Annotated in this window: 14 protein-coding genes; 7 read left to right on the top strand and 7 right to left on the bottom strand. The window is 71.7% G+C overall.

What is annotated here, in order from left to right:
- Nucleotides 1-10: 10 nt before the first annotated feature.
- Nucleotides 11-1,801, bottom strand: coding sequence for an arginine--tRNA ligase (argS, locus tag ACOV8S_RS18150; RefSeq protein WP_448318816.1), 1,791 nt, complete (start codon nucleotides 1,799-1,801; stop codon nucleotides 11-13).
- 212 nt (nucleotides 1,802-2,013) lie between these two features.
- Between argS and lysS the strand changes: the two genes are divergently transcribed.
- On the top strand, nucleotides 2,014-3,792 hold the full coding sequence (lysS, locus tag ACOV8S_RS18145; protein WP_448318815.1) for a lysine--tRNA ligase: 1,779 nt from the start codon (nucleotides 2,014-2,016) through the stop codon (nucleotides 3,790-3,792).
- Nucleotides 3,793-3,891: 99 nt separating this feature from the next.
- On the opposite strand, the gene ACOV8S_RS18140 is transcribed toward lysS, so the two are convergent.
- A complete protein-coding gene (locus ACOV8S_RS18140; protein ID WP_448318814.1) occupies nucleotides 3,892-6,522 on the bottom strand; it encodes a LamG-like jellyroll fold domain-containing protein in 2,631 nt (876 codons plus the stop codon).
- Between the two features lie 342 nt (nucleotides 6,523-6,864).
- Nucleotides 6,865-7,854 carry a LuxR C-terminal-related transcriptional regulator gene (locus tag ACOV8S_RS18135; RefSeq protein ID WP_448318813.1) on the bottom strand — a complete coding sequence of 330 codons (990 nt, stop codon included), beginning with the start codon at nucleotides 7,852-7,854 and terminating at the stop codon, nucleotides 6,865-6,867.
- Nucleotides 7,855-8,033: 179 nt separating this feature from the next.
- Between ACOV8S_RS18135 and ACOV8S_RS18130 the strand changes: the two genes are divergently transcribed.
- The 5 genes from ACOV8S_RS18130 to ACOV8S_RS18110 all read left to right on the top strand — a co-directional run bounded on the left by ACOV8S_RS18130 (nucleotide 8,034) and on the right by ACOV8S_RS18110 (nucleotide 10,476).
- Nucleotides 8,034-8,396, top strand: coding sequence for a hypothetical protein (locus tag ACOV8S_RS18130; protein ID WP_448318812.1), 363 nt, complete (start codon nucleotides 8,034-8,036; stop codon nucleotides 8,394-8,396).
- Between the two features lie 223 nt (nucleotides 8,397-8,619).
- A complete protein-coding gene (locus tag ACOV8S_RS18125; RefSeq protein ID WP_448318811.1) occupies nucleotides 8,620-8,790 on the top strand; it encodes a hypothetical protein in 171 nt (56 codons plus the stop codon).
- A gap of 65 nt (nucleotides 8,791-8,855) precedes the next feature.
- Nucleotides 8,856-9,170, top strand: a complete 315-nt coding sequence (locus ACOV8S_RS18120) for a helix-turn-helix domain-containing protein (protein WP_448318810.1) — start codon at nucleotides 8,856-8,858, stop codon at nucleotides 9,168-9,170.
- 189 nt (nucleotides 9,171-9,359) lie between these two features.
- The gene (locus tag ACOV8S_RS18115) at nucleotides 9,360-10,133 is read left to right on the top strand and encodes a hypothetical protein (RefSeq protein ID WP_448318809.1); all 774 of its coding nucleotides are present in this window, start codon (nucleotides 9,360-9,362) and stop codon (nucleotides 10,131-10,133) included.
- 172 nt (nucleotides 10,134-10,305) lie between these two features.
- Nucleotides 10,306-10,476, top strand: coding sequence for a hypothetical protein (locus ACOV8S_RS18110; RefSeq protein ID WP_448318808.1), 171 nt, complete (start codon nucleotides 10,306-10,308; stop codon nucleotides 10,474-10,476).
- A gap of 37 nt (nucleotides 10,477-10,513) precedes the next feature.
- On the opposite strand, the gene ACOV8S_RS18105 is transcribed toward ACOV8S_RS18110, so the two are convergent.
- From ACOV8S_RS18105 to ACOV8S_RS18095, 3 genes are all read right to left on the bottom strand, one after another.
- Nucleotides 10,514-12,025 carry a DUF2637 domain-containing protein gene (locus ACOV8S_RS18105; protein ID WP_448318807.1) on the bottom strand — a complete coding sequence of 504 codons (1,512 nt, stop codon included), beginning with the start codon at nucleotides 12,023-12,025 and terminating at the stop codon, nucleotides 10,514-10,516.
- A 210-nt stretch (nucleotides 12,026-12,235) separates the two neighbouring features.
- On the bottom strand, nucleotides 12,236-13,042 hold the full coding sequence (locus ACOV8S_RS18100; RefSeq protein WP_448318806.1) for a DUF3558 family protein: 807 nt from the start codon (nucleotides 13,040-13,042) through the stop codon (nucleotides 12,236-12,238).
- A 178-nt stretch (nucleotides 13,043-13,220) separates the two neighbouring features.
- Nucleotides 13,221-14,108: a DUF3558 domain-containing protein gene (locus tag ACOV8S_RS18095; protein ID WP_448318805.1), complete on the bottom strand. Its 888-nt coding sequence runs from the start codon at nucleotides 14,106-14,108 to the stop codon at nucleotides 13,221-13,223.
- Nucleotides 14,109-14,300: 192 nt separating this feature from the next.
- Here ACOV8S_RS18095 and ACOV8S_RS18090 point away from each other — a divergent pair, with 192 nt between their 5' ends.
- Entirely contained in the window at nucleotides 14,301-15,494 is a 1,194-nt protein-coding gene (locus ACOV8S_RS18090) for an RtcB family protein (protein ID WP_448318804.1), read from the top strand.
- A 102-nt stretch (nucleotides 15,495-15,596) separates the two neighbouring features.
- On the opposite strand, the gene ACOV8S_RS18085 is transcribed toward ACOV8S_RS18090, so the two are convergent.
- On the bottom strand, nucleotides 15,597-15,815 hold a 219-nt coding region (locus ACOV8S_RS18085), incomplete at its 5' end, for a sensor histidine kinase (protein ID WP_448318803.1).

Raw genomic sequence — 15,815 nt, 5'->3', positions numbered from 1 at the left:
GGGCGGGGGGCTACAGGCGCTCGGGGGTCTGGATGCCCAGGAGGGTCATGCCCTGGCGGAGGGTGCGGCTGGTGAGGTCGCAGAGGAACAAGCGGTTCTCCCGCTGCTCCGCGGTGTCGGCCTTCAGGACCGGGCAGTCGGCGTAGAAGGACGTGAGGTGCGACGCCAGCTGGTACAGGTACGCCGTCAGCTTGTGCGGCGCGTACTCCGCGGCGGCCTCGGCGACCAGGTCGGCGAAGCCGTCGAGGTGCAGCCCCAGCGCCCGCTCCGCCGCGTGGAGTTCCAGCTCCGGGTGGGCGACGGGGCGGGCCTCGCCGGCCTTGCGGAGGATGGACCGGGCACGGGCGTACGCGTACTGGAGGTACACCGAGGTGTCGCCGGTGAGCGAGACCATCTGGTCGAGGTCGAACTTGTAGTCGCGGTTCGCGGACGTGGAGAGGTCCGCGTACTTCACCGCGCCGATGCCGACCTGCGCGCCGCGCTCGGCGATCTCCTCCTCGGTGAGCTCGATGTTGCCCTCCTCGGCCTTCTCCCGCACGACCGCCGCCGCGCGCTCGGACGCCTCGTCGAGGAGGTCCTCCAGACGCACCGTCTCGCCCTCACGGGTCTTGAACGGCTTGCCGTCCTTGCCGAGGACCGTGCCGAACTGCAGGTGGACGGCCTTGACGGCGTCGCTCAGCCAGCCGGCGCGGCGGGCCGTCTCGAAGACCATGCGGAAGTGCAGGGCCTGCCGGGCGTCGACGACGTACAGCAGCGTGTCGGCCTTGAGGTCGAAGACGCGGTTGCGGACGGCGGAGAGGTCGGAGGCGGCGTAGCCGAAGCCGCCGTCGGCCTTCTGGACGATCAGCGGGACCGGCTTGTCGTCCTTGCCACGGATCTCGTCGAAGAACACGACCAGCGCGCCCTCGGAGCGCACGGCGACGCCGGACTCCTCGAGCATGCGGGCGGTCTCGGCCATCATCGGGTTGTACGCCGATTCGCCGACGATCTCGTCGTCCGCGACGGGCATGTCCAGCTTGGCGAAGACGGAGTAGAAGTAGATCTTCGACTCGTCGACGAACCGCTGCCACAGCGCGAGGGTCTCCTCGTCGCCGGACTGCAGGGCCACCACCCGCTGCCGGGCGCGGGTCTTGAACTCCTCGTCGGAGTCGAAGACGGCCCGCGAGGCCTTGTAGAGGCGGTTGAGGTTGGACATCGCCTCCTCACCGGCCGCCTCGACGTCCGCCGAGGGGTCGGCCTCGTGGTCCAGCTCGTGCGGGTGCTCGATCAGGTACTGGATGAGCATGCCGAACTGGGTGCCCCAGTCGCCGATGTGGTGGCGGCCGATCGTCTTCTCGCCCGTGAAGTCGAGCATCCGGCGCACCGCGTCGCCGATGACGGCGGACCGCAGGTGGCCGACGTGCATCTCCTTGGCGACGTTCGGCTGCGCGTAGTCGATGACCGTGGTGCCCGCGTCCTCGCGCTGCGGCACGCCGAGGCGGCCCGACTCGTCGGCGGCGCGCGCGGCGAGGTTCTCGGTGATCGCCTCGTCGGAGACGGTGACGTTGAGGAAGCCGGGGCCGGAGACCTCGACGTCCGCGATCAGGTCACCGGTGACGACGTGCTCCACGACCTGAGTCGCCAGCTCGCGCGGGTTGGCCTTGGCCTTCTTGGCGAGGGCGAGGATGCCGTTGGCCTGGTAGTCCGCCCTGTCGCTTCGTCGCAGCAGCGGGTCCGCGGAGGCGGCCTCCGGCAGGGCAGCCGAGAGGGCGTCCGCGAGGCGCGCGTGGACGGAAGCGGTGAGGGACTTGACCGAGGTCATGGAGTGGGTGCCGTTCTCCTCGAGGGATGGGTGTGCCCGGCCAGTATCCCACCGCCGGGGGTCCGGCCGCCTCGCCGTTTCGCGGGCGCGCGGCGCGGCGCGTGGGACGGGAGGGAAAGGCGTTTTCACGGTGGGGTCCGCACCTGGGAGAATGGGGGAACGGCCGCGCGGGCGTCGCGGCGGCCGGGCGTCTCCCCTCAGGAAAGAAGGACGTGCCGATCGTGGCTCAGAGCACCGAGACCACCGACTGGGTCTCCCGTTTCGCGGACGAGGTCATCGAGGCGTCGGAGCGTCGGGCCCCGGGCAAACCTGTCGTGGTCGCGTCCGGTCTCTCCCCGTCGGGGCCGATCCACCTCGGCAACCTGCGTGAGGTGATGACCCCGCACCTGGTCGCCGACGAGATCCGCCGCCGTGGCCACCAGGTCCGGCACCTGATCTCCTGGGACGACTACGACCGGTACCGCAAGGTGCCGAACGGCGTCGAGGGCGTCGACGGGTCGTGGGCGGAGCACATCGGCAAGCCGCTGACCTCGGTGCCCGCGCCGAAGGGCTCGGAGCACCCGAACTGGGCGGAGCACTTCAAGGCCGCGATGGTCGCCTCGCTGGGCGAGCTGGGCGTGGAGTTCGACGGCATCAGCCAGACCGAGCAGTACACCTCGGGCGTCTACCGCGAGCAGGTCCTGCACGCGATGAAGCACCGCGGTGACATCGACGCGATCCTGGACCAGTACCGGACCAAGAAGAAGGACCCGGCCCAGGAGCTCAAGCACAAGCAGCAGAAGCAGCAGAAGCCCCTCGACGAGGCCGAGCTGGAGGCCGCGGAGGGCTCCGGCGCGGCGGAGGAGGACGACGGCAGCTCCGGCGCCGGCGGCTACTTCCCGTACAAGCCGTACTGCGGCGGCTGCGGCAAGGACTTCACCACGGTCACCTCGTACGACGACGGGACGACCGAGATGGCCTACACCTGCACGGTGGAGTCCTGCGGCTACTCCGAGACGGTGCTGCTGAGCGAGTTCAACCGCGGCAAGCTGGTCTGGAAGGTCGACTGGCCGATGCGGTGGGCGTACGAGGGCGTCGTCTTCGAGCCGTCCGGCGTGGACCACTCCTCGCCCGGCTCCAGCTTCCAGGTCGGCGGTCAGATCGTCGGGATCTTCGGCGGCGAGCAGCCGATCGGCCCGATGTACGCCTTCGTCGGCATCAGCGGCATGGCCAAGATGTCCTCCAGCAAGGGCGGTGTGCCCACGCCGGCCGACGCGCTGAAGATCATGGAGCCGCAGATCCTGCGGTGGCTGTACGCGCGGCGCAAGCCGAACCAGTCGTTCAAGGTCGCCTTCGACCAGGAGATCCAGCGGCTCTACGACGAGTGGGACCGGCTGGAGTCGAAGGTCCGCGACGGCAGCGCGCTGCCCGGCGACATCGCCGCGTACACGCGTGCCGCGTCGACGGCCGCGGGCGAGCTGCCGGGGACGCCGCGTCCGCTGTCGTACCGCACGCTGGCCTCGGTCGCCGACATCACCGGCGGCCATCAGGACCAGGCGCTGCGCATCCTCAGCGACCTGGAGCCGGAGCACCCGCTGTCCTCGCTGGACGAGGCGCGGCCGCGGTACGACAAGGCCGAGGCGTGGATCAACACGCAGGTGCCCGCGGACCAGCGGACCATCGTGCGCGACGAGCCGGACGCGGAGCTGCTCGGCTCGCTGGACGAGACCTCCCGCGAGTCGCTGCGGCTGCTGCTGGACGGGCTGGACGACCACTGGTCGCTGGACGGCCTGACCCACCTGGTCTACGGCGTGCCGAAGGTCCAGGCCGGGTTCTCGGCGGACGCGACGCCGAAGGAGCTGCCGGCGGAGATCAAGACGGCGCAGCGCACCTTCTTCGCGCTGCTGTACCGGCTGCTGGTCTCCAGGGACACCGGGCCGCGGCTGCCCACGCTGCTCCTCGCGGTGGGCGCGGACCGCGTCCGGGCGCTGCTCGGCGCTTCCGCCGCCTGACGCCCGGCGCCGGAGCGGGCGCGCGCACGACGGTGCCCCGGTGGTCCTACGACCACCGGGGCACCGGTGCGTTCGGCCGCCGTTATGGCGGAGGCCGGGTCAGCCGAGCGCCGAGACCTCGGTGGCGGTCAGCGTGCGGGGGTAGACGTGGACGTCCGCGACGCTGCCGGGGAAGGCGTTGTACGGAGTGGTCGCGGAAGCCGAGTTGACGCAGCCGCCGACGGTGAGCGGCAGACCGGAGTCGTACTGCGGGGTGGCGTTGGTGGCCCGGCCCTGGAGCACACCGTTCTGGTAGACGGCCATGGCGCCGGTGTCGGCGTCGTAGGTGGCCACCACGTGCGCCCAGGCGCCGACAGGCCCGGAACCCGCGCCGCCCTCGGCGGTCACCCAGTCGGTGTCGTTGCCGTTGGTGGTCGTGGTCTGGAACATCCAGCCCTTGTTGCCGGGGTCGTAGCCGAGGTAGAAGGCCTGGTGCTCGGTGGTGCCCTGGCAGACGGCGGTTCCCTTCACCGCGGAGTTGATCTTCACCCAGGCGGCGACGGTGTAGTCGCCGTGGGCGTCGACCGCGGCCTGCTTGCCCTTGAGGAGGCCGGTGCCGCCGTTGAAGGAGACCGAGCCGGTCAGGCTGGTGCCGGCGGGCTTGTCGGTGGACCAGGCGGCGCCGCCGCTCAGGGTGAGGGGATTGAGTCCCGCCGTGTCGGTGCCGGCGGTGGCCAGCTTCCACTGGTCCTCGGGCATGCCGCCGCTCCATCCGGTGGGGACGGTGACACTGGCCTGTCCGGCCTGCGCGGAGCTCATCGCGTAGGGGTAGACGCGGACGTCGGCGACCTTGCCGGGGAAGGTGTAGTACGGGTCGGTCCCCATGGACGGGTTGGTGCAGCCGCCGACGGTCAGCGGGAGACTGGAGTTGTACTGGGGCGTGTGGTTGACGGCCCGCCCCTGCAGCGTGCCGTTCTGGTAGAGCGCCATCGCGCCGGTGCTGCTGGTGTAGGTGGCGACCAGGTGCGCCCAGGTGCCCACGGGACCCGAGTTGGTGCCGCCCTCGGCGGTCGGCCAGTCGGTGGTGTCGTCGTCGGTGGTCGTGGTTTGGTACATCCAGCCCTTGTTGGTCGGGTCGTAGCCGATGTAGAAGGCCTGGTGCGTGCTCGTGCCCTGGCAGAGCGCCATGCCGCTCGTGGCGGAGTTGATCCTGACCCAGGCGGAGACGGTGTAGTCGCCGGTGGTCCTCACCGCGCTGGTCCGGCTCTTCAGGTATCCCGTGCTGCCGTTGAAGGTGGCTGCGCCAGAGAGGCTGTAGGGCGCGTCGGAGGCGCCGATGGTGGTCCCGCCGATCGCGGTGAGCGGGTTGGAGCCTGCGGTGTCCGAGCCGTCGGTGGCGAGCTTCCACCGGTTCTCGCCGGACGTGGGCCGGGTGGCCGACGTGGTCGCCGCGTCGAGCTGGATCCTCGGGGCGGTGACACCCGAGACGGCGAGGGCCTTGCCGGTGCCCTTCAGGAGGGCCGTGAGCTCGGTGACGCCGCTGGTGGGGAAGGCCTGGTGGAGCACGGCGTAGGCCCCGGTGACGTGCGGGGCGGCCATCGACGTCCCGCTCATCGCGGCCCAGCCGTTGCCGGGCACCGACGAGGTGATGCCGCTGCCGGGAGCGAGGACGTCCAGCAGCGCGCCGCGGTTGCTGAAGTAGGAGAGGTCGTCCTGCTTGGTGGTGCTGCCCACCGCGATCGCCGAGGAGATGCAGGCGGGGGCGCTCACGGCGTTCGCGTAGCCGCTGTTGCCGGCGGAGACGACCGTGGCGACGCCTGCCGCGAGAAGGGCGTCGACGGCCGGCTTGCGCAGGTCGTTGTCACAGGCAGCGGTGTACTGGCCGCTGCCCAGGCTCATGTTGGCGGCGACCAGCGGCATCCCGGTCTGCTTCTTGGCGAGCACGCCCTCCAGCGCGGAGAGCTGGGCGCTGGGGAAGCTCAGCACACACGGAGCGGCGCCCTCGCCGCAGAAGTCCTCCGAGTCGATCCTGCTGAAGACCTGGAGGGCGAGGATGTCGGCGCCGGGGGCGACACCGGCGGCGGGGGCGCCGGCCACGTCCTTGCCGTTGCCGGCGGCTATGCCCGCCACATGGGTGCCGTGGGAGCAGTCGAGGTCGGCGCAGGGGCCGCTGTCCGCGTCGGCCGAGCCGGTGCCCTGCTGCTCGTCCTCGCCGCTGGGGCACAGGCTGCTGGCCTCGTAGTCGGGGTCGGTGACGGAGAAGCAGGCCTCGCCCGCGATGCGGCCGGCGAAGAACGGGTGATGGGTGGCGACGCCGGTGTCCAGGACGGCCACCACGCCGCCCGCGCCGGTGAAGCCGGCGGAACGGGTCTTGTCACCACCGATCAGCGGCACGCTCTGGGCGAGCGACGCGGGCTCCGGACGGTCCTCGGTCACGCTCGCCACACCCGGCTGGGCGGCCAGGTCGGCCAGGTCCGCCTCGTTCACCCGCATGGTCACCACGCGCAGCTGGTCCAGGGTCTGGATGACCTCGCCGACCTGGGCCGCGTCGGGGATGTCGGCCTTGGTTCGGGTGACGACGTTCACCCGGACCGTCTCCCCCTCGGCGGCCTGTGCGCGGACCTCCGGCTCCACCTTCGCGGCGAGGACGGCGGCGGGGGTCTCGGACATCGGCGGCGCGGCGTGGGCCGGGGCCGCCCCGATCGTCATGGCGGAGACCGCCACGGCGACCGACCATATGGTTCTTCTCATCTCGCTCCGTCTGGAATGCGGACCGCCACGGGGGCCGCGGGAATTCGGGAATCGCGAATACGTCCCGGCGCGCCGAAACACGGCTGGATCTTCTGCGAATGGCGGACGAAATAAAGCAGCCCCGATCGCAGGCGGTCAACAAATTCCCGACGCCTTGATCATCTTTGGCCAAAAAGTGACCTGCGGTGACGTGCCGTCCGGAGCGGTGGAGGGAACGTCTTGGCAGGCCGCTCCCGCCGGGTCGGCCCGTCCGGCGCGGTCCTCACGGCGAGGGTCGACGGAACGACACCGGGCCGTGGCCGAAAAACGACCACGACCCGGAGAGGCGGGACGCCTGAACCGTCACATGTCGGGCGCCAGCCAGCCCCGTGCCGCCGCCCTCAGCCCGGCCTCGAAGCGGCTGCGTGCGCCCAGCTTCTCCATCAGCGCGGCCGCGATCCGGCGGGCCGTGCGGTGGGAGACGCCGAGCCGGCCGGCGATCGCCTGGTCGGTGAGCCCCTGCCCCAGGAGCTGCAGGAATTCCCGTTCCTGACCCGTCAGGCCCTCCTCGTCCGGGGACGGCGGGGCGCCCAGCGGGGTCCCGGACTGCCACAGGTGCTCGAACAGGGCGCACAGCGCGGCCACCGTCCCTTGCCCGTGCAGCACCACCGCCCCGGCGGTCGCGTCCGCGGTGTCCACCGGGAGCAGGGCGCACTCGCGATCGATGATGATCATGCGAACCGGCAGCGTGGGCACGGTGCGCGCCCTGCCGCCGAGCGAGTGGAGCCAGGTCGCGTACTCCAGGGTCGGCCCGTCGTTGCGGATGCTGTCCAGCCACAGGGTGCGCATCCGCACGCCGCGCTCCAGCATCGGCCGGTCGACCGTGCGGGCCTCCGCGATGTCCGCGGGGCGCTGGGCCCCGCCCGGGGCGAACGTCATGATCTCCTCGCGGAGCCGCCCGGTCAGCTCGGCGATACGCGCACGGATTGCGTCAATCCCGACCAGTCGCTCGGCGCCCGGGTCGTCCATGCCGCGGGTGAGGTCGGTGCACTCGGAGATCAGCTGGGCCGCCGCCACCCGCGACATCTCCATCTGCTGCTGCCAGGACGCCAGTTGAGCCTGCTGCTGGGCCAACAGCCGCTCCATCCCGACCTCCGGGCGGACGGCGTGGACCGCGCCGTCCGCGTCGGGCTGCACCAGCGCCAGGGCGCTGAGGCGGTCGAGTGCCGCGGTCACGGCCTCCTCGGACTGCCCGAGGAGCGAGACGAGTTCGGCCAGGCGCAGCGTCGGCCGCGTCAACATGCAGCGATAGACGGCCTCCGCCTGTTGGTCCAGTCCCAAGGTCTCCAGCATGTTCCCCCCTGTCCGCCCCTCCCCGGGGCGGGTCGGCACGGCTCCTCCATATGGAGCGGGATGATCTTCATCTTTCGGCATGGCTTTGACAACGGGTCATCGGCCTCTTTCGGCCATGGCCCGAAGCGGCCCGCGAGCCGCCCTAGGCCGACCGCCCGGGTCTCGACAGGGTGGGCAGCATGTACCTCATCCATGCCCGATTGACCGGACCGCCAGGGCTGGAACTGCCCGACGACCTCAAGGCCCGGCTGCGCGCGCAGGCCACGGGGGAGATCAGCATCGAGCACGTCACCCCGCACCCCGACGCCCAGGGCGGCCCGATTCTGGGCCTGTTCGTGACCGCGCCCAGCCTGGACGAGGCCGAACGGGCGGCGAAGGACGCCTGCCTGCGGGTCCTGCGCTCTTACCCGGACCTGGCCGGCTGCGGCCTCGACCGCTGCGGGGCCGCCTTCGTGGCGCCTGTCTTCGAGGCGGAGTTCCGGTGGCGCCCGGGCCGGGGCAGCCCCGGGCGAGGGCCCGGCCCGGGCTTACCCCCGGCCTGAGGCGACCGGGGCAGAGCCAGGCCCCTTTGTGCCAGGGCCTCTTCCGACCACGGCCAAGCGCTTTCTCCGGCCGCGGCCGTGATGAAAGCTGAGGAACCGCCGCACCGGGCAAACCCCGGAGGCGGCCGGCGGACGCCACCGCGGGGCGCTCCGCCCCTGCTCGGCCCGCCCCGTCGCACCCGCAGGACTCCCCGTCCCGCCGTTCCGCCGTCAAGGAGTTGTCGTGATCCGCGCCCGCATCGCGTCCGTCGTCGTCACCCTCGCCGCCCTTCCGCTGGCCCTCGCCCTGAGCCTGGCCGCCGCCCCCGGACAGGGCGACCTCCGCGCGTCGGGCGACGCCCCCGTCGCGTCCCAGCCGGAGGCCGGCGAGGACAGCGGCATCTGGGGTCCGTGACCTGGGAGTTCGTCCGGCCCGTTCCGCCGTCCGAGCACCCTCCCCGTGACCGAATGTGAGAACGCATGCCCGCGCACACCATCCCCGCCGCCCCCGCACCGGAACTGCCCGACCTGCGCCCGGCCCTCGCCCGTATCGGCCGGCTGTCGGTACGCGAGCACCAGGTGATGACCCTGCTGGCCACCGGCGGTACCAATCAGGCCATCGCCCGTCGGCTCGGCGTCTGCGAAGGAACCGTGAAGGCCCACGTCGGACGCATCCTGCTGAAGCTCGGCCTGGAGAGCCGGACCGCGGCCGCGGTCGTCGCGTTCTCCATCCTGGGCCCCTGCAGATGCGGCGCCGGATCGCCCTGCGAAACCCTGCCGAAGGCCACTGCCTGACGACCCTGACCGATCCGCTTATCCCGAAGGTCCAATTGCGGCGGACGTCGGCGGCCGAGAAATATTGCGGCCGTTCGACGCCACCCGGCAATTCCGCTGAGAGGTCCGAGAATTCGCGCACAGTCCGCGCGGGAATTCCCGTCTTCTCGCGAACAAGCGGCATGCCACGCGACCAGACGGGAATTCCCCATGCAGCGCACCACCGGAAATCGCAGAATCACCAGGCACCTCCTGATCGCCGCGACCGCCGTAGCGGCCCTGACGGCCGGGATGCCGGCCGCCCACGCCGAGGACCCGGACTCGGACCAGGCGGTGATATCCGCCGTGGAGAAGGTCATCGACGGCACCGCGGGGCAGGCCGACTGCTCCCTGGCCGCCACGTCCTCGATCGCGGGGGGCCTCACCTGCCCCGGCACGCCCGACGAGTACCACGAGGAGACCATCGACTACACGGTCCTCGCCGGCGGCGAGAAGGTCTCGGAGGACTACACCGCGGCGGAGCTCGACGAGGTCCTGGCCGTGCCGGCCAACGCCGACGTCACCACGAGCGACGAGGTCGTGATCCCCGGCCTGGACGCCCCCACCGACGGCACGGACCCCGACGCCGCCGACGCCACCGGCCGGTGGAAGCAGGTCCGCTACTCCGTCACCCGGCACAGCCTGCTGGGCAGCGTGATCTACGACTACCACACGGTCGTCAACTTCAAGTACAACGGCTCCAAGGTCGTCGCCTGGGGCAGCCGCTACGACTACTTCACCCGTGAGTCGTCGGTGGTGGACACCATCGGTCGCGAGTACAACAGCAAGTCCGCCCTGCCGACGTCGACCGCCTACTCGACCATGAAGTACAAGGTGAAGCTCTGCACGCTCGGGTCCTGGGGCTGCTACGCCACCACCTACCCGTACATCCAGACCCGGGTGACGGGTGGCGGCTCCTACTCCCGCTACAAGGCCGCTTCCTGACCGGACGTGACCTGGCCGGGCGTCAGGTCCGACCGGATGTGAGCGAACCGGCCGCCCCTCTCCGCGGGTGGCCGGTTCGGGTCCCCGGCCGGGGGACGCCTGGCTACAGTGCCCCTCGGTCCACCGCACGATCGACACACGCTCTCGAGTCCGCACTCCGGAAGGAACGCAGATGGGTCAGCTCATTCGGCAGCTCGTGATCGTGGTGATCGCGTTCGTCGCCCTGCTCCTGCTGATCGGATCCCGGGCGGGCACGCCCGAGGTCGCCATCCTGGGGGTGCTGTTCCTCGGGGCGCTCGGCCTGGTCCTGCACCGGCACCGGAGGCGCCGGTCGGCCCGCTGAGCCGTCGGGGCGGGCCGCGGCCCGCCCACGGTTCGCCTCAGGCGATGTGGTCCTGGGCGAGTTCGACGTCGTGCCGGGTGACGAAACGTTCCACCATGGACTTGAGCTCGGCGGGCGCCGGCTTGTGGCCGTACTCGGCCTCGATCTCCTCGCCGAGCTGCCGCCACGTGGGGAAGCCGTTGTCGATCGCGCGGCGGAACACCTGGTAGTACGCGTCCTCGCGCTCACGCTCCGACTCGAACTCCACCGGGGCGCCGCCCTCCGGCTGCTGCTCCTGGCGCTGGCCCGGGATGTTGATCTCCGGCGCCGGTTCGAGCGCGGGCTCCGGTTCGGGGGCCTGCTCCGCCTCCGGCGGGGCGCCCTCGCCGAGTTGGCGGGTGCGGCCGCCGGGCTGGCCGACGGGGACCGGGAAGGTGCCGGTGTCCTCGGGCGAGGCGGCGGACGGGGCGGGCTCCGGCCGCGGGTCCTGCTCGGGGCGGTAGGGCGCCTGCTGGGCGTACCACTGCTCGGTGGCCGGGTCCGGCTGGTAGGTGGCGGGGCTGTAGCTGCCCAGGCGCGGGTCGTAGAACCAGGCGCTGCCGTCCTCGCCGTAGTGGATCTGCTGGTCGGCGGGCATCTGCGGCTCCCCGGCCCAGCCCTGCTGATCCGCGGGCGCCTGCTGGTAGCCCTGCTGGGGCTGCTGCTGCCACTGCTGCCCGGGCTGCTGCCGGTCGTACCGGGAAGGCTGCTGGGGCTGCGGGGTCCGGGCCCGGGGCTGCTGCGCGGCGGCGCCCTCCAGCTGCGGAACGGCCTCGGCGGTGGTCACGGCGGAGGCGGCGGGGTGCGTCTCGCGCTCGACCTCGGCGGCCGGGACGACGGCCGGCTTGATGCCCGCCGCCGCCAGACCCGCCGCGGCGGTGTCCGCCAGCGGGACGCCGAACTTGGCGAGGCGCAGCGGCATCAGGGACTCCACCGGCGCCTTGCGGCGCCAGGCGCGGCCGAAGCGGGCCCGCAGCCTGGTGCGGTACACCAGCCGCTCCTGCTCCAGCTTGATGACCTCCTCGTAGGAGCGCAGCTCCCACAGCTTCATCCGCCGCCACAGCAGGAAGGTCGGCACCGGCGACAGCAGCCACCGGGTGAGGCGCACGCCCTCCATGTGCTTGTCGGCCGTGATGTCGGCGATGCGCCCGATGGCGTGCCGGGCGGCCTCGACGGCGACCACGAACAGGACCGGGATGATCGCGTGCATGCCGACGCCCAGCGGGTCCGGCCAGGCGGCGGCGCCGTTGAAGGCGATCGTCGCGGCCGTCAGCAGCCAGGCCGTCTGGCGCAGCATGGGGAACGGGATCCGGATCCACGTCAGCAGCAGGTCCAGCGCCAGCAGGACGCAGATGCCGGCGTCGATGCCGATCGGGAAGACGTACGAGAAGTTCCCGAACCCCTTCTGGAGGGCGAGTTCCCGCACGGCCGCGTACGAGCCGGCGAAGCCGATGCCGGCGATGACCACGGCGCCCGCGATCACCACCCCGATGAGTATGCGATGCGTCCGTGTGAGCTGTGGCGTGGCCACCCGACTCCCCTTCCAGACTGTCCGTTGCGCGCACCAGGGTTGCACATGTGTACGGGTGCCGGTCGGTCGGTCGACCGCACCGGCACCCGTGACGTGCCGCACGACCCGGACGGCGCAGGACGTAGGGGACGTCTCGCACGGTCCTGCCGGCCGCCCGCCGCCGCGACGCGGCCGGGGCCGCCGTCGCGGGCCGGGCGGGCGGCCCGGGGGTCAGGACTTGGCGGCGGACTTCGAGGCGGAGGCCGACGGGGAGGCGGAGGAACCGTCCGCGTCGCCGGCGCCCTCGGCTTCGTTGGCCGCGGTGACCTTGCCGACGGCCTCCTTCGCGGCGTCGACGGCCTGCTCGCTCAGCTTCTTCCCGCTCGGCGCGTCCTCGCCGGCCAGACCCGCGCCGTTGTAGTCGATCGTCACGACGGCGTTCTCGACCAGCACGACCACGGTCTGCTGCTTGAAGAGGCCTTCCTTCTTCTTCAGGTCGTAGGTGACCAGGGTGGCCTCATCGCCGACGCCCTTGACCGGCTTGTCGGCGACCTTCTTGGCGTCCGCGGTGTTGCGGGCGTCCTCGATCGACGTCTCGTACTGCTTCTTCGCCTGCTCGGCGGCCGCGCCGCGGACCGTGTCGGAGTCGAAGCGCAGCAGGGAGACGCTGAGCCAGCGGTACTGCGAGCCCTTCACACCGTTGTCGTCCAGGCTGTTCCAGGTGCAGCTCGCCCGGGTGCCGGCGTCGTCGGTGCGGCCGGCCTTCTCGGACTTCCCGCGCTTGGGCACCAGGTCGTCGAGCGTCTTCCTGCCCAGCGCGTCGCACGCCTTCGGCAGCTCCTTGTAGGCGGCCGGCTCCAGCGTCGGGGAGGGCTTGGCGGAGGGCTTGTCGCTGCTCGCGCTCTGCTTCGCGTCGGACTTCGGCTCCGCGTCCGAGGAGCACCCTGCGGCGACGAGCATCACGGGGAGGACTGCCGCGCCCGTCAGGGCGCGGACGACTCGCTGAACGGGACGGTTGGCTCGGTGCGCTCGCTGCATGGTTCCTTCACTCACGGCTTCGCTTCGGCTCCTGCGGGACCCGGATACCCCCGACCCGGCGGATGACGTCAGGTCTGGTGATCGATCCGGTCCGACAGGCCACGGTACGCGGTGAGCGAGGGCCGTCGCCCGGCCCGAGGTGTTCCGCGGACAGGCGGGCGAGGCCTGTGCCAGGGTGTCAGCCGGCCAGTTCCTCGGCCAGCTCGGCGGCCAGTTCCTGGGCCCTGTCCTGCATTTCCTCGCTGTCGGCGCTCTCGCCGGCGCGGGTCGGGCGGCTGGTGTACTCGACCGTCACAAGGACGTTGGACGTGCGGAACACCACAGTCACGGTGCGCTCGGAAGCGCTGGTTCCGGCGGTGCCGAGGGTGTCGTCGACGAACGCCTCGTCCCCGAGCTCCTCGAGGGAGCGCGGCGCCGACCCGGCCGCGGCCGGGTCCTCCGGGCTCCCGGTGTCCCCGGTCGCGTCCGAGGTCCCGGACCCGGTCGCGGCGGCCCCGGTCTCCCCGTCGCCGGCCGCCTCGTCCGCGCTCTTGTCCGCGGGCTTCTTCGAGGAGGACGACGAGGACGACGAGGGTGAGGAGGAGGGGTCGGCGTCCGCGGAGGGGTCGGTGCCGGGCGCGGGCACGCCGGCCTCCTCGCGCAGGCCGGTGAAGAGCTCGGCGGCCTTGTCGTCGTCGCCCACCTCGGGCTCGTAGGAGACCACCCGCTCGAAGTCCACGGACAGCGAGGAGGTCGCCGACTTCGACTCGGCCTGCCAGCGGCAGCCCACCTGGCGGTCCAGGTCGTAGGTGAGGGAGGCCGTGCCCTCGTAGGCGGCCTCGCGCTTCTTCTCGTCCGCGATGCGCCGCAGGCCGGGCAGCAGCTGGTCCAGCCGCTCCTCGCCGACCGCGCCGCAGGGCTCGGGCAGCGTGCGGTAGCGGCCGGGCTCGGCCTCGGCCACGGTGGCGTCGGTCGCGCCGGGCTTGGAGTCGTCGGCCTGCTCCCCCTCGGACGGGCCGCCGCTGCAGCCGGCCAGCACGGCCGTGAGCAGCGCGGCGATGCCGAGGGTGTACGCCTTCCGCTGCACGGACGGGCTCCTCTCCAGGGGTTAATCGGTTGCCGACGGGACCGGGTCCCGGCAGACAATGTGTATCGCACACGCCACCGGGAACGCCGGTCTGCGGTCGCATTCGTGACGTTGGTCATGCTTTTCGGGATGGTCCGGGACTGTCGGGTCCTGGGCGTCTTTCGTTGTCGTTTTCGGGGGAGATGGTCGGTCATGTCGTACGTCGAGGTACCGGGCGCGAAGGTGCCGATCCGTATGTGGACGGACCCGGCCGCGGTCGAGGACGTCGCCATGCGGCAGCTGCAGAACGTCGCGACGCTGCCGTGGATCAAGGGCCTCGCGGTGATGCCCGACGTCCACTACGGCAAGGGCGCGACGGTCGGCTCGGTGATCGCCATGCAGGGCGCGGTGTGCCCGGCGGCGGTGGGCGTCGACATCGGCTGCGGGATGTCCGCGGTGAAGACGTCGCTGACCGCGAACGACCTGCCGGGAGACCTCTCGCGGCTGCGCTCGAAGATCGAGCAGGCCATCCCGGTGGGCCGGGGGATGCACGACTCCCCGGTGGACCCGGGCCGGATGCACGGCTTCGCCACCGCCCCGTGGGACGACCTGTGGGACCGGTTCGACGGAATCGCCGACGCGGTCAAGTTCCGTCAGGAAAGGGCTGCGAAGCAGGCGGGAACGCTCGGATCCGGCAATCACTTCATTGAGTTCTGTCTCGACACCGAGGGTTCGGTGTGGCTGATGCTGCACTCCGGTTCGCGGAACATCGGCAAGGAGCTCGCCGAGCACCACATCGGCGTGGCGCAGGGCCTGCCGCACAACCAGGGGCTGATCGACCGCGACCTCGCGGTGTTCGTCGCGGACACCCCGCAGATGGCCGCGTACCAGAACGACCTGTACTGGGCGCAGGAGTACGCGAAGTTCAACCGGTCGATCATGATGGCGCTCTTCAAGGACGTGGTCCGCAAGGAGTTCAAGAAGGCCAGGGTGGCCTTCGAGCCGGAGATCAGCTGTCACCACAACTACGTCAGCCGTGAGCGGTACGAGGGGATGGACCTGCTGGTCACCCGCAAGGGCGCGATCAGCGCACGGTCGGGCGAGTACGGGATCATCCCGGGCTCCATGGGCACCGGCTCGTACATCGTGAAGGGCCTGGGGAACGACGCCTCGTTCAACTCCGCCTCGCACGGCGCGGGCCGGCGGATGAGCCGGAACGCGGCCAAGCGGCGCTTCACGGCGGCGGACCTCGAGCGGCAGACGCAGGGCGTCGAGTGCCGCAAGGACTCCGGCGTGGTGGACGAGATCCCGGCGGCGTACAAGCCGATCGAGCAGGTCATCGACCAGCAGCGGGACCTGGTGGCCGTGGTGGCGCAGCTGAAGCAGGTCGTCTGCGTCAAGGGCTGACGACCAGGTCGCGGGGGACCGCGGGACAGGACCCACGGGGGACACGGGGGAGAGCGGTGGGCGTTCGCTTCGGCGGGCGCCCACCGCTCGTGTCCGCTGCCGCTACCTCTCCTCCTCCTCGTTCACCGTGAACCCGATGACCGAGCCGCCGCCGTCGCGGCGGTGGGCGAAGGGCGCCCCGTCGTGGGAGGCGGAGACCTCGCGGACGATGGCGAGGCCGAGGCCGGATCCGGGGAGGCTGCGGGCGGCGGGGGTGCGGTAGAAGCGGTCGAAGACGCGGCCGAGGTCGGCGGGGGCGATGCCGGGGCCGCGGTCGAGGAC

The organism is Streptomyces sp. CO7 (genome assembly GCF_053474865.1).
This window is presented reverse-complemented; position numbering and strand designations above follow the sequence as displayed.